Annotated in this window: 11 protein-coding genes and 7 pseudogenes; 15 read left to right on the top strand and 3 right to left on the bottom strand. The window is 35.2% G+C overall.

What is annotated here, in order from left to right; genetic code table 11:
* The first annotated feature begins 493 nt into the window (after window positions 1–493).
* On the top strand, window positions 494–1,315 hold the full coding sequence (locus tag NBW36_RS05155) for an IS982 family transposase (RefSeq protein WP_439099469.1): 822 nt from the start codon (window positions 494–496) through the stop codon (window positions 1,313–1,315).
* Between the two features lie 125 nt (window positions 1,316–1,440).
* A pseudogene (locus NBW36_RS05150) lies at window positions 1,441–2,678 on the top strand (IS256 family transposase).
* A 34-nt stretch (window positions 2,679–2,712) separates the two neighbouring features.
* Here the strand turns inward: NBW36_RS05150 and NBW36_RS05145 are convergent.
* A pseudogene (locus tag NBW36_RS05145) lies at window positions 2,713–3,065 on the bottom strand (IS5-like element ISCca5 family transposase); the annotation flags it as partial.
* A gap of 64 nt (window positions 3,066–3,129) precedes the next feature.
* Here NBW36_RS05145 and NBW36_RS05140 point away from each other — a divergent pair.
* From NBW36_RS05140 to rnr, 13 genes and pseudogenes are all read left to right on the top strand, one after another.
* A pseudogene (locus NBW36_RS05140) lies at window positions 3,130–3,663 on the top strand (IS6 family transposase); the annotation flags it as partial.
* 74 nt (window positions 3,664–3,737) lie between these two features.
* Window positions 3,738–4,763: an IS5 family transposase gene (locus tag NBW36_RS05135; protein ID WP_250238200.1), complete on the top strand. Its 1,026-nt coding sequence runs from the start codon at window positions 3,738–3,740 to the stop codon at window positions 4,761–4,763.
* Between the two features lie 136 nt (window positions 4,764–4,899).
* Window positions 4,900–5,121, top strand: a pseudogene (locus tag NBW36_RS05130) (DDE-type integrase/transposase/recombinase); the annotation flags it as partial.
* Window positions 5,122–5,274: 153 nt separating this feature from the next.
* Window positions 5,275–6,156: pseudogene (locus NBW36_RS05125) on the top strand (IS982 family transposase).
* Window positions 6,157–6,247: 91 nt separating this feature from the next.
* Complete coding sequence (locus tag NBW36_RS05120) at window positions 6,248–6,484, top strand: DDE-type integrase/transposase/recombinase (protein WP_439099468.1); 237 nt, start codon at window positions 6,248–6,250, stop codon at window positions 6,482–6,484.
* A 108-nt stretch (window positions 6,485–6,592) separates the two neighbouring features.
* Window positions 6,593–7,411: an IS256 family transposase gene (locus NBW36_RS05115; RefSeq protein WP_320412886.1), complete on the top strand. Its 819-nt coding sequence runs from the start codon at window positions 6,593–6,595 to the stop codon at window positions 7,409–7,411.
* A gap of 251 nt (window positions 7,412–7,662) precedes the next feature.
* The gene (locus tag NBW36_RS05110) at window positions 7,663–7,797 is read left to right on the top strand and encodes a transposase (protein WP_250238198.1); all 135 of its coding nucleotides are present in this window, start codon (window positions 7,663–7,665) and stop codon (window positions 7,795–7,797) included.
* A gap of 140 nt (window positions 7,798–7,937) precedes the next feature.
* The gene (locus tag NBW36_RS05670; RefSeq protein ID WP_369127318.1) at window positions 7,938–8,078 is read left to right on the top strand and encodes a hypothetical protein; all 141 of its coding nucleotides are present in this window, start codon (window positions 7,938–7,940) and stop codon (window positions 8,076–8,078) included.
* A 90-nt stretch (window positions 8,079–8,168) separates the two neighbouring features.
* Window positions 8,169–8,276 (top strand): annotated as a pseudogene (locus NBW36_RS05105) (IS6 family transposase); the annotation flags it as partial.
* 80 nt (window positions 8,277–8,356) lie between these two features.
* Window positions 8,357–9,367 (top strand): DNA polymerase III subunit delta, encoded by a 1,011-nt coding sequence (gene holA / locus NBW36_RS05100; protein WP_250238196.1) that lies wholly within the window; start codon window positions 8,357–8,359, stop codon window positions 9,365–9,367.
* 78 nt (window positions 9,368–9,445) lie between these two features.
* Window positions 9,446–9,856 (top strand): annotated as a pseudogene (locus NBW36_RS05095) (IS6 family transposase); the annotation flags it as partial.
* Window positions 9,857–10,057: 201 nt separating this feature from the next.
* Window positions 10,058–10,399, top strand: coding sequence for a DDE-type integrase/transposase/recombinase (locus NBW36_RS05090; RefSeq protein WP_256465616.1), 342 nt, complete (start codon window positions 10,058–10,060; stop codon window positions 10,397–10,399).
* Between the two features lie 106 nt (window positions 10,400–10,505).
* On the top strand, window positions 10,506–12,599 hold the full coding sequence (gene rnr / locus NBW36_RS05085; protein WP_250238194.1) for a ribonuclease R: 2,094 nt from the start codon (window positions 10,506–10,508) through the stop codon (window positions 12,597–12,599).
* A gap of 183 nt (window positions 12,600–12,782) precedes the next feature.
* Here rnr and NBW36_RS05080 read toward each other — a convergent pair whose 3' ends face one another.
* Together NBW36_RS05080 and NBW36_RS05075 are read right to left on the bottom strand one after the other, a co-directional pair.
* Window positions 12,783–13,904: a DNA polymerase III subunit gene (locus NBW36_RS05080; protein ID WP_250238192.1), complete on the bottom strand. Its 1,122-nt coding sequence runs from the start codon at window positions 13,902–13,904 to the stop codon at window positions 12,783–12,785.
* A 278-nt stretch (window positions 13,905–14,182) separates the two neighbouring features.
* Window positions 14,183–14,452, bottom strand: coding sequence for a type B 50S ribosomal protein L31 (locus NBW36_RS05075; protein WP_250238190.1), 270 nt, complete (start codon window positions 14,450–14,452; stop codon window positions 14,183–14,185).
* Between the last annotated feature and the right edge of the window lies 1 nt (window position 14,453).

Below are 14,453 nucleotides of genomic sequence, written 5' to 3'. Positions count from 1 at the left end.
CACACCTTACTGCTGGAAAAACAGAACTTGCCCTCTGCGCGGGCTTCAAACATGCTGTTTTTCTGATCAACTGCAAGATGTGATTTCTCATCGTAACTTTTTACAAGGGGTGGTTTTATTCGTGGGCCACGTTCTAATCAACCTGGCCTTTGGGAAGGTGTATATTACCCTGATACGTACCCTTCGTCTACTTCGCCAACACGACTTCCTCCACCATATTGGCCCTAGATACCAGCGACAAGGCGTTTGTCCCGGCCTCTACACTCCTGAACTTCTTTTGAAGTGCGACCATATTTCTGCTCGATATAGGGGAGGTTTCTTTCATAACCTGAGTTCGGGATTAGCTTGTTAAAAAATAGCTTTAAAAAGCTCCTTTGTGTTTTAAATTTGGAGATAAAAAAATACTAACCAGATTATCCAAAGGAGCCAGTTATGAATGTAGAAATAATTAGTTGAAATATATTATGTTGTTGATGAATTTCTCATAAAGTTTATGCCGTATATGGAAAAACAACTGTTAACCAACTCTAAAAGAAAACCCACTAGAACTTGTTCATTAACTTTGAGTGAAATAATGACTGTTCTTATTACCTTTCATGTGATTGGTTTTAGAAATTTTAAGTCTTATTATATTCATTTACAGCAATTTTATTCTAGTGAATTTGGAAAGTTAGTAAGCTACAATAGATTTATAGAACTGATCCAAAGAACGTTAGTTCCCTTGTACTGTTTTACACAAAGTCTTTCTAAAACAAAAACAAGTTGTTATTTTATGGATGCAACAGCCATCAAGGTTTGCCATATCAAAAGAGCCTATACGCACAGGGTTTTTAAATCGATTGCTACTAAAGGTAAAACCAGCATCGGTTGGTTTTTTGGATTAAAGTTGCACTTGATAGTCAATGATTTAGGAGAAATTATGAATTTTCAACTGACCACAGGTAAAACTAATGATAGGCTTCCTGTAGAAAATTTATGTAAACACTTGATGGGTAAAATGTTTGCCGATAAAGGTTACATAAGCAAAGATTTATTTGAAAAACTGATCGAGAAAGGCGTGGAACTCATTACCCAGATTAGAAAAAATATGAAAAATGCTTTTATGCCACTCTGGGATAAACTGATGCTTAGAAAACGATCTATAATTGAAACTATTATAGATCATCTCAAAAATATTAGCCAGATAGAACATTCCAGGAATAGAAGCATACCTAATTTTCTAGTCAATTTGATAACTGGAATTACAGCTTATGCACTAAAAGAGAAAAAACCTTCTATAACTAATATATATATGACTGGTTCACAATACGTCTAATCCCGAACTGAGGTTGACAGACTCATACCTTTAGCATATAAAGATTAAGATGGAAGTGTTCTATAAACTGTGTCAAGGCGATAAAAAGTTATAAATTAATTAAATAAACATTAAAGGTTTTAGACATGGAAGAAAATAAGAACAATTCCTATGTTGGTTTAGTAGATTACAAATTTCTGGAGGAAAATATTTTGTGCTCCATCCGTTTAGGTAAGCCTTTAACAGGAAAAGGTGGTGCTTTAACGCCTCTGATAAAAAAGCTTCTAGAGGCAAGTCTAGAAGGTGAAATGGCACACCATTTATCTAGTGATTCAACAGAAAATAATAGAAGAAATGGCAAAAGCTCTAAAACTTTACGTACAAGTTCTGGTTCCTTTGATCTGCTAACTCCTAGGGATAGGACAGGTAGTTTCGATCCACAAATAGTTAAAAAGCGTCAAACAAGCCTACATCCTGAGCTGGAAAGCAAGATCTTAAGCATGTTTTCTAGTGGTATGAGCTATAAATCTATAGCCGTTCATGTTGAAGAGATCTATGATCATAAAGTATCAGCTGCTGAAATATCATCTATTACAGATAGCTTGTTACCGATAATAAATGAATGGCGTAACCGCCCTCTTCAATCAGTTTATCCGATAGTTTTCATGGATAGGATGTTTTTTAAGGTAAAAGAAGATGGCAGATGTGTAAGCAAATGCATGTATACCTTATTAGGCATAGATCAAGAGGGTAAAAAAGAAGTATTGGGATTTATTTGTCTGAAAGTGAGTGGGCTAACTTCTGGTTGGGTGTACTTAACGAGCTTAAGGAAAGAGGTGTAGAAGATATCCTTATTGCCTGTGTTGATGGCCTAAAAAGCTTTCCTTCAGCCATAAATAGCGTTTTCCCTAATGCACAAGTGCAGGTCTGTGTAGTACATCAGATACGAAACTCACTCAAGTATGTAGCTATCAAAGACGTAAAACGTTTTTTAACTGATTTAAAGCAAATATATCAAGCTTCAAGTAAGGAAGTTGCTGAGCATTATCTATTGGAATTAGAAGAAAAATGGGAGGGGAAGTATCCAATGGTTACCAAATCTCGGCAAAATAATTGGGAACATTTGTCTGGTTATTTTAAGTATTCAGATTCTGTCAGAAGGCTAATTTATACCACCAATCCTATAGAAAGCTTGCATAGGCAGATTAGGAAGTTTACTAAGACAAAAGGAGCGTTTACCAGTATAAATGCTTTGTATAAATTAGTATATTGTGCCATAAAGAAGATCGAGGATAAATGGACTATGCCGCTGCGAAACTGGGCGTTGACCATATCTCAGATAGACATCTTTTTTTCCGGTAGATTAAAAGAGACGTTGAGATGAACAGGAGATGTGACACAGTTTATAGAACACTTCCAGCAGGTGTTATCCCTTTTTTAGAGCCGCTTATAAATATAGTACATGCATTACTAGGTATATTATGTCCTTTATAGCCCTTATCTACAAAGGCACATTTCACCTTAGTACCATATAGTTTTTCTGCTTGTAATAAACTCCTCTGCAAGGTATGTCCATCATATACATTAGGATGTAAAGCTTCCGTGGATACAATTAATCCCTGTTTATGGGTTAGTGTAAATTGTACCTTGCAACCATATTCATAGAGATGGGAAGCCTTACCTTTACTGACACAGTAGACAGCAGGCTCATGGATACTATAAACTTTATTTTTACTTTTTTTGATTGGTTGATAATTCTTTTGCTTAGAGAGGTTTTGTCGCGTTTATTCTAAAAAATCATTATTTTAGCATCTGCAGTTAAAAAAGTAGTTATTATGTTTAATATTTCGCCCAAATTATTACCTTATTTTAAGGGCTATTGTTCTTCAGCAGAAGTCATCCTGTTATTTGTCTAGATGAAGTGTCGTTTTTCCTTGAGCTATAGAGATTTGGAAGAGATGATGCGTATGAGAGGCGCAAGAGTTGATCATTCTACGCTACAAAGATGGGTTATTAAGTTTGTTCCTCTTATAGATGAAGCAGTAAGAAAAAGAAAGCGACCAGTTGGTGGTAGTTGGAGAATGGATGAAACCTATGTTAAACTAAACGGGAAGTGAATCTATTTATATAGAGCAGTAGATCGTTATGGTGATACAGTTGACTTTTTTCTATCTGAGCATAGAGACAAGTCTGCAGCTTTTTCTTTTTTTCGTAAGGCGATCACAGAAAATAATATTCCTAAGAAAGTAGTAATTGACAAAAACGGTAGTAATAAAGCTGCCCTTGATACGATCAATACAGAACTTGATCAAGATCATACCATTCGAGGTTGTTGCAATAGAGTTTTAAGCTTTGTTATAAAAAGTGACTTTTAGTGTTATACAATGGTTAAATTAGGTTGATTCTTTAATCGTTTAAACTTAAGCTTTTTAATAATATTGTTATGGCCGTCAAAACAAATAATCAATTAAGTTTTGCAGATATTTCAGCCAGTCGACGTAAGTGTAAGCATACTTTTTTCGATCAGCTTAATAAGCTGATTACTTGGAAAGTAATAGAAAAAGAACTTTTCTTGTATTATCCTAAAGGTTTGTGTTTATCAGGAAAGGCAGCTTATAGCCCGCTTCTTTTATTTAAAATGCTGTTGCTTCAAACATGGTATGCTCTGAGTGACTATCAAGTAGAAGAAGAAGTAAATGATCGTATCACTTTCAGCAGATTTTGTCGTATTTCCATGGATAGTTCTGTTCCAGATCATAGCGTATTAAGCAGGTTTAGGACTGCGCTTACGGAGAAGCAGGTCCTAGAAAGGTTATTGAAAATAATTAACGATCAACTATCTAGTCATGGTGTATTAGTTCAACATGGTGCAGTTGTTGATGCCTCTATTACGCCTACCGCTAGGCGCCCTAAAGGTAAAAAAAGCTATGATCTCCATGAAGATGGCACTATAACTGTAGCCGAAAGTTATCAAAAAGGTGTAGATCCAGAAGCGAGTTGGACAAAAAAAGGAGATAATCTCTACTATGGGTATAAGCGTCACATCCTTGTGGAAAGTAAAGAAGGCTTAGTCCTAGCAGTCAGTACCACAAAAGCATCTAGTCATGATAGTGCTCATTTACAAGTCTTATTGGATAAAGTAGAGCTAAAAGTAGGTAGTAGGCTATATGCAGATAAGGGCTATAGCGGATCACCTAATGAAACCTTATTAAAGAATAAAGCCTTAAAATCAGCTATTCAGAAGAAAGCTACTAGAAATAATCCTTTATCACCTACTGCTAAACGGTTTAATACATTGGTAGCTAAAACCAGGTATAAAGTAGAACGTGTATTTGGAAGTATTAAAAGTTGGTTCCGAAGCTCAGGAGCTCGCTACATAGGACTTGCTAAAACTCATACGCAACACATTATCGAAGCAATAGCCTATAACTTATACAGGTCGCCAAATATCATATTAAGAGGTCTTTAGGGGAATGGTCTGTCTAAAATGCAATAAAAGTACATAAAAATCAATAAATAATAAAATTAATACCACTTTAATACCAAAAATCAGTCTAAACAACCCTAAAAATATTATAATAGAAATCTATCACAACGGCCTCACTATTCAAATATTTCAAAACAAATACTTGAATAATAGAGTTGAACAAGATCATAGGTTTATCAAAAAACGGCTAAAACCTATGCTTAGTTTTAAGTGTTTTAAGTCTGCAGCCATTACCATTGCAGGGATAGAAAACATTCGTATGATTCAAAAAGGACAAGTAATCGGAGCTAAAAATCATCTTTCTGCTTTTGAGAATTTTGTTATGCTAATGGCCGAATAATACCCAATATATATCCAAAACTTCACTTAAAAGAAAAGACGCTACTAACGTGAGTTCGGGATTAGCTTGTTAAAAAATAGCTTTAAAAAGCTCCTTTGTGTTTTAAATTTGGAGATAAAAAAATACTAACCAGATTACCCAAAGGAGCTAGTTATGAATGTAGAAAAGTTAGTTGAAATATATTATGCTGTTGATGAATTTCTCATAAAGTTTATGCCGTATATGGAAAAACAACTGTTAACCAACTCTAAAAGAAAACCCACTAGAACTTGTTCATTAACTTTGAGTGAAATAATGACTATTCTTATTGCCTTTCATGTGATTGGTTTTAGAAATTTTAAGTCTTATTATATTCATTTACGGCAATTTCATTCTAGTAAATTTGGAAAGTTAGTAAGCTAGAATAGATTTATAGAACTGATCCAAAGAACGTTAGCTCCCTTGTACTGTTTTACACAAAGTCTTGCTAAAACAAAAACAGGTTGTTATTTTATGGATGCAACAGCCATCAAGGTTTGCCATATCAAAAGAGCCTATACGCACAGGGTTTTTAAATCGATTGCTACTAAAGGTAAAACCAGCACCGGTTGGTTTTTTGGATTAAAGTTGCACTTGATAGTCAATGATTTAGGAGAAATTATGAATTTTCAACTGACCACAGGTAAAACTAATGATAGGCTTCCTGTAGAAAATTTATGTAAACACTTCATGGGTAAAATGTTTGCCGATAAAGGTTACATAAGCAAAGATTTATTTGAAAAACTGATCGAGAAAGGCGTGGAACTCATTACCCAGATCAGAAAAAATATGAAAAATGCTTTTATGCCACTCTGGGATAAACTGATGCTTAGAAAACGATCTATAATTGAAACTATTATAGATCAGCTCAAAAATATTAGCCAGATAGAACATTCCAGGCATAGAAGCATACCTAATTTTCCAGTCAATTTGATAGCTGGAATTACAGCTTATGCACTAAAAGAGAAAAAACCTTCTATAACTAATATATATATGACTGGTTCACAATACGTCTAATCCCGAACTGAGGTTAGTAGTAAAAAGAAAATAGAAAGAAATAGTAAATTTTAAACAAAATGCTGATAATCAGTAAATATTAATTCAATAGATGCTCAAAAAGAACAGAAAAAAATCAGTTAGTACTAGTTGGAGGCTAGATGAAACTTATGTCAAGTTAAAAGGGAAATGGGTCTATTTATATAGAGCAATAGATAGTGCTGATAATACGATAGATTTTTTATTTCGTGAACATAGAAACAAAGAAGCGGCACTTGAGTTTTTCCGTAAAACGCTCGGAGCGCATAAACTTATTGATAAATTAGTAAATGGTAAAAAGAAGAAATAATAAGGACGCTGTAGAAGCTATACAAGATCCTGCATCTGAGTACGAGATAAACCGGTGGGTCTTTTGTTTTAAGTGTGTAAATATTTTTTAGGATTTATCTTTACCTAAATCATAACACTTAAAACAATAAAAAGAAAAGAGACAGTTAAAGATGGGATAAGCAAGGCCATAGATGTACTGATAGAATCAGGTGTAGACCTTTCCAGACTTTTTGATCAAGACGGCTTACTCAAACAATTAAGTAAGCGTCTTGTAGAAAAAGCATTACAGTCAGAAATGGATGACCATTTAGGTTATAATAAGTATGCACGTAGTGATTCAGAGAATGTACGTAATGGATTATCCAGTAAGCACGTTATTACTGATAATGGCGTTATATCGGTTGAAGTACCCAGAGGTAGAGCATCGACTTTTGAACCTATTTTATTGCCTAATCGTCAAACAAGAATTTCTGGTTTGGATGATAAGATCTTATCTTTATATGCTAAAGGTATGAGTCTGTCAGATATTCAGATTCAAATACAGGGATTATATGGCGCAGAAGTAAGTGAAAGCCTGATAAGTAACGTCACAGACTCTGTTATTGAAGATGTTAAGATATGGCAAAATCGTCCCTTAGAATCAGTCTATTCTATTGTTTTTTTTGATTGCTTTGTAGTTAAAGTTAGACAAGATAAGCGTATCATCAACAAGGCAGTCTATGTCGCTTTAGGTATAGATAGATCTGGCATAAAGGATGTTTTAGGGCTTTGGATGAGTGAAAATGAAGGGGCTAAATTTTGGTTAGGCAATTTAACAGAACTCAAAAATCGGGGTATGAACGATATGCTCATTGCATGTACAGATAATTTGTCAGGCATGTCTGAGGCCATTGCTGCTGTATACCCAAAAAACCTGAGTTCGGGATTAGATTATTTTTTCATTTGATAATCAATATCAATGAAAATTTATAAAATTTGTTTTATAGACAGTTAAATAGGTAGTTGAATAACAAATAATTCTGGTAATCAGTTTATTATATATATTATTTTTATAAAATTAGGTATAAAAACTTGTTAAATAGGTGCAAATATTAACTAAATAATTGATATTAAATTTTTGTAAATCAGTCAAATAAATCCCGAACTCACGTTAAAACGGAACATCAGCTCTGTATTGTTCATGCAATTAGGGGTAGTTTGCAGTATGTTTCTTATAAACATAGAAAGGTATTAGTTGCTGATTTAAAACCAATTTATACAGCAGTTACCGAGCAAGAAGCATTGATGGCCTTAGAAGCTTTTGCTACTAAGTGGAATCAACAATACCCATAAATAGCCCAATCTTGGTATGCTAACTGGGATAATCTGATGGTATTTTTACAGTACCCTAATGCCATACGTAAGGTCATTTACACAACAAATGTTTGGAATCTGTAAATAGCCAATTTCGTAGAGTTACCAAAAATAAAAGAGTGTTCCCTAACGATCTAGCTGTTTTTAAAACATTATATCTAACTATTAACTACATGACTAGAAAATGGACCACCTCTATTCATAACTGGAGCGAGGCTATGGCACATTTTTTAATTAAATTTGAAAACAGAATTGAATAAAACCAAAAAATAATTTACACACTTAAGTGGACAGAGCCGAAGCAATAGATATGCTTAATTTTAAGTGGTCCAACCATTTCTTTACTCTAGACCATTGCAGGGATAGAAAACATTCCTATGATTCAAAAAGGACAAGTAATCGGAGCTAAAAATCATCTTTCTACTTTTGAGAATTTTGTTATGCTAATGGCCGAATAGTACCCAATATATATCCAAAACTTCACTTAAAAGAAAAGACGTTACTAACGAAAATATAGAAGCGACAGAACCTACGCCATATGATGCAATCCGCACAAACTGTTTTAGACAACTTGCAAAAAAGCATATATGTCCCTATTTATTTTTTACAGAGTGAAGAAGCATACTATATTGATGCAATTACACAATATATCGAAGAAAAACTGCTCACACCAGCTGAAAAAAACTTTAACCTCACCATTGCCTATGGAAAAGAATGCAGCATGGCCACATTGCTTACCCAAGCACGTCGTTTTCCAATGGCCGCTGCGCTACAAGTGGTTATTGTCAAAGAAGCACAAGAGATGGCAGATTTAAAAAACACTGCGGGTCAACAGTTATTGTTGCATTACTTACAACATCCACAGCCTACTACTTTATTGGTTTTTGCACACAAATATAAAACAATAGATGGCCGAAGTACTTTTGGCAAAGCATTAAGCAAACACAATGTCCTGGTTACTGCTAAAAAGCTATATGATCAACAATTGCCTGCTTTTATCAAATCCTTCGTGCAAAACTTGGAATTGTCTATAACAGAAAAAGCCATTTGCTTAGTCGAAGCCTATATCGGTAATGATTTAACAAGAATCGCTAGTGAACTTCATAAGTTGCGTATCAACCTTAGGCCAGGTAGCACCATTACGGATAACATGGTAGAGGCCTATATAGGCTTACATAAACCCTTCAATGTATTTGAACTACAAAAGGCCATTATGCAAAAAGATTACCCAAAGAGCTACCAAATCATTAGTGTTTCCCTGGAACATGCTGCCCTGCCCATGGTAACCATTTTATACAATCTTTTCTCTAAGCTACTTGTATTGCATCAAACAAAAGAAACCCTTCCTACTAAAATTGCCCAGCAAATTGATATAAATCCCTACTTTATACAAGGGTATCTGCATGCGGTTCAAGCCTATACCTTGCATCAAACCATGAAAAATATAACTTATCTACATCAAGCTGATCTACAATTAAAAGGCATTGATTCTAATATAAGTGATGACCAGATTATGAAAGAATTAATCTTTAAGTTAATGCACCCCTAAAGGGATTTATAAAAGGTTCTGTCGCGTTTATTCTAAAAAATCATTATTTTAGTATCTGCAGTTAAAAAAGTAGTTATTATGTTTAATATTTCGCCCAAATTATTACCTTATTTTAAGGGCTATTGTTCTTCAGCAGAAGTTATCCTGTTATTTGTCTAGATGAAGTGTCGTTTTTCCTTGAGCTATAGAGATTTGGAAGAGATGATGCGTATGAGAGGCGCAAGAGTTGATCATTCTACTCTACAGAGATGGGTTATTAAGTTTGTTCCTCTTATAGATGAAGCAGTAAGCAAAAGAAAACGACCAGTTGGTGGTAGTTGGAGAATGGATGAAACCTATGTTAAACTAAACGGGAAGTAGATCTATTTATATAGAGTAGTAGATCGTTATGGTGATACAGTTGACTTTTTTCTATCTGAGCATAGAGAGAAGTCTGCAGCTTTTTCTTTTTTTCATAAGGCGATCACAGAAAATAATATTCCTAAGAAACGTGAATTCGGGATTAGATTATTTTTTCATTTGATAATCAATATTAATAAAAATTTATAAAATTTGTTTTATAGACAGTTAAATAGGTAGTTGAATAAAAAATAATTCTGATAATCAGTTTATTATATATATTATATTTATAAAATTAGATATAAAAACTTGTTAAATAGGTGCAAATATTAACTAAATAATTGATATTAAATTTTTGTAAATCAGTCAAATAAATCCCGAACTCACGTAAAGAAAGTAGTAATTGACAAAAGCGGTAGTAATAAAGCTGCCCTTGATGCGATCAATACAGAACTTGATCAAGATCATACCATTCAAATATTTCAAAACAAATACTTGAATAATAGAGTTGAACAAGATCATAGGTTTATCAAAAAACGGCTAAAACCTATTCTTAGTTTTAAGTGTTTTAAGTCTGCAGCCATTACCATTGCGGGGATAGAAAACATTCGTATGATTCAAAAAGGACAAGTAATTGGAGCTAAAAATCATCTTTCTACTTTTGAGAATTTTGTTATGCTAATGGCCAGATAATACCCAATATATATCCAACTTCACTTAAAAGAAAAGACGTTACTAACGAAAATATAGAAGCGACAGAACCCTATCCCCTACTCATAAGACCAAACGTACAAGAGCAGTGCAAAACTATACTACACCTATTGTTACTACCTTACAACAGGATCCAAATCAAGCCTACACCCTACAACAACTCTATAGGGTGCTAAAGGTCACAGGCAAATCAGATAGAGCAAAAGTGAAAAAGGCTTTATTAGATCTTTTACATGAGGGTACCATTAAAAAAGTAAGCAAAGGAGGTTATCTACATGCTGGCGCACCTATTTACATCACAGGCCGAGTAGATTATGTGCGTGCTGAATATGCTTATATTGTGGCACCGGATCAACCCAAAGATGTATTGGTACGTCAAAAAGACCTGCTATCTGCATTAGACAAAGATTTGGTTAAAGTTTGCTTGTTTCCAAGCCGACGTGGTAAGCGACCAGAGGGTGTGGTAGTGGAAATTATTGAACGCAACACGGCATCTGTAATTGGGCGCATCACTGTTTCTGGAAACCAACCCCAAGCCATAGTTCAACAAAAACGCACTGCTTACACCGTTTTATTAGAACAGGAAAATAGCTCTATGCTTCAAGAAAATGATAAAGTGGTCATTGCGTTCACTTCTTTTCCTAATGCCCATAATCAATTGACGGGTAAAGTAGTGCAACATCTAGGTGAGGCTGGTCTACATGAGGTAGAGATGCATGCCATTATGGCTGAGTTTGGTTTAAAGGATACCTTTCCAGAAAGTGTTCTTGAACATACCAAAAACATACCTACGGTTATTACTGAAGCGGAAATAAGTAAAAGAAGAGACCTTCGGCATATACCTACCTTTACCATAGACCCAGTAGACGCCAAGGATTTTGATGATGCCCTCTCCTACCAACCATTAGCCAATGGCGCCCATCAAGTAGGGATTCATATTGCAGACGTAAGTTATTATGTTTTACCAGACAGTCCCCTAGATCGGGAAGCCTATGCGCGCAATACCTCTGTTTATCTAGTAGATCGTTGTATTCCGATGCTTCCAGAACTACTTTCTAATGAACTATGTTCTTTACGCCCAAACGAAACTAAATTAACCTTTTCAGCAATTTTCGAATTGGATGCACAAGGAAAAATTTATGACAAATGGTTGGGAGAAACCATTATTTATTCTAATAAAAGATTTACTTACGAAGAAGCCCAAGCGGCAATAGATGCACAAACGAGAGATTGTTACCAAGCGCTTACAGTATTGAATAACCTAGCCAAACAGCTTCGAGCAAAACGCTTACAAAAAGGAGCGATTAATTTTGAAACCAGAGAACTAGTGTTCGAACTGGATGCCAATGGCAAACCACTAGATATGGTGCCAAAGGTCCGTACAGATGCGCATAAGCTTATTGAGGAGTTTATGTTACTGGCTAATAAAGAAGTAGCCACCTATGTAGCCAAACTAAAACAAAAACAGGAAAAACTAGGACCTACTTTTATATATAGAACCCATGACCATCCGGATCCAGATAAGTTAGATGAATTCTTTTTATTTGTAATTCAACTAGGCTATAAAATAAATACAGCACCTATATATAAAGCCATGCATGATCTAGAACGGGCCATTCAGGGCAAGCAAGAAGAGAATATTATACAATCACTAGCCATTCGGTCTATGGCCAAGGCGCTCTACACTACAAAACCCAATCCGCACTTTGCATTGGCCTTTGCACATTATACCCATTTTACTTCCCCGATTAGAAGATACTCAGACGTATTGGTACACCGTCTTTTGAAAAAATATTTAAAAGGTGAACGCATCTATGATGTAGCATTCTATGAAAAAAAATGTCAATATGCTGTAGAACGAGAATACCTTGCTGCAAATGCAGAAAGGGCATCTATAAAGTATAAGCAAGTAGAGTTTATACAAAACCTAAAAGACGAAATATTTGAAGGCATCATCAGCGGCCTAACCGAATGGAATATCTACATAGAAATCCTATCTAATGGCTGTGAAGGTATGGTGCGCTTATCAGACCTTACTGATGATAGCTATACCTTTAAAGAAAACAACTTTCAAGTAATTGGAAAACACACTAAAAAATGTTACCGATTAGGGGATATCGTAAAGGTCAAAGTCAAAAATTGCGATTTGGACAAACGACATATTAATTTTTGGTTATGCTAGTGGAAGGGCTTATAAAAAAGGAATTTATATCACACTTTTTTCTTGATAAAGAAGTATGCAAAAAATCAAGTCCTGTGCAAAAAGTTGCTGAAAGTGTTCCCTTAAAGCTGGAAAATCAGCAGCCGCCCCGGGGCCCCATTAAATTGATTTTCTATGCCTTTCTAAGTGTAGCCTTTCTAAAGGCTACACAGAACCAAAAATATTTACGATTTGAATAGAGGCATGGGCATAAACCATTTTTGCATTGGCATTTCGTTCTAAATAAGCATAGGCCTGAGCCAATTCTGCTATAATATCTTTTAGTTGACTCATGGTCACATTAAGGCCAAATTTTTTGCTAAACGCTTCCTCAGCGGTTAAATGTATTGGCAGAAGGGGGCACTCCAACTTGCTTAATAAAGTAACCCTGGTCAGTTGTAGTGCGTAAGTAAAAAAACTTTTTTGTGTATCAACAGATAGCTTGTAAAATGTTTCAGACTGTTCCACCAACTTAATCAAATCACCACTATAGCAACTACGCATCCAATGGCTAAAACGTTCAAAATTATCCTCAACGCCTTGGTTGATCAATTGAAAAGCTTTAGACAGATTTCCTTGAGCCAAAAATGTGATTTCTTTGCATCGATGCACGTCTAAGTCTCTATATTTATGCTGCAGCACCTGCTGAATAGCTTCTTCGGAACACGGAGGAATGGTGTGCTGTTGACTGCGGGACCTAATGGTGGATAAAATTTTGTCTCTATTGGAACTGACCAACAAAAAGACAGTATCTATAGGTGGCTCTTCTAGGGTTTTCAACAGTGCATTAGCCGCTGTATGATGAAGATATTCTGGTAGCCATATGCAGACGATTTTATAGGGCCCCATAAAAGGTTTTAAGCTAAGTTGTTGGATAATCTTACTGACCTCTTGTCTACTAATTTGGCACTGTTTACGATCATAATGCATGGCACTAACCCACTCCTCTAGGGTCAAAAAAGGATTTTCCTTAAGGCAATTACGGAATGCTTCTAAATAGGTTGATTGCGTTTCCGAAACAGCACTACTCGCCTTTTTAGGAAATACGAGTTGCAAATCTGGATGGGTAAACTGCGCCATGCTCGCACAAGAAAAACAATTCCCACAGGCATCAGCTTCCTGGCGGCCACTGCAATTTAAATAAGTAGCAAAAGCTAATGCTAAAGCAAGACTTGCAGAACCAGCAGGACCTGCAAAAAGCTGTGCATGAGCCACCTTACCTGTAACCGCCATTCTTATTAAAGTGTTTTTAAAAGCATGGTGCTTAGGTATCTCTGCAAATTGCATTTCAAATGATAACTTTAAGGCATCTGTTTAGGCAAGTGGTTTTGTACTGATTCAGCTACCTGGCCACACTGCGTAAAAACAAGAAAAATATCCTCTGTAAAAATTGCCAGTAGGAAGGTTATCCTTAAAGATAAGTAGAAAACCAGTTTAATGGGGCCCCGGGGCGACTTTTGATTTTCCAACTTTAAGGACAGCTTGTCAGAAAATTCTTGCATAGGGCTTGATCTTTTAGCTAATTTTTGATCCAGCAAAAAGTAGCATATAAATGACTGCATTGTTTACTGCTCTATTTTAATGGCAACATTTTTCTTTTTGTATTTTTGATTGAAACGTTCAATCCTACCTGCTGTATCTACAAAAATTTTCTTACCTGTATAAAAAGGATGGGAAACATAGCTAACTTCCACTTTGAATAAAGGATATATTTTTTTATCCTCCCACTCAATAGTTTCTGAGGTAGATATAGTAGAACGGGTCATAAACTTGGCACCGCTAGAAGTATCCAAAAAAACAACTGGCCTATATTCCGGATGAATCTCTTTTTTCATG

Origin of the sequence: Cardinium endosymbiont of Oedothorax gibbosus, from assembly GCF_936981045.1 — a bacterium.
Taxonomy (GTDB): domain Bacteria; phylum Bacteroidota; class Bacteroidia; order Cytophagales; family Amoebophilaceae; genus Cardinium.
Note: the sequence above shows the minus strand (reverse complement) of the source record. Positions and strands in the feature narration are given on the sequence as shown.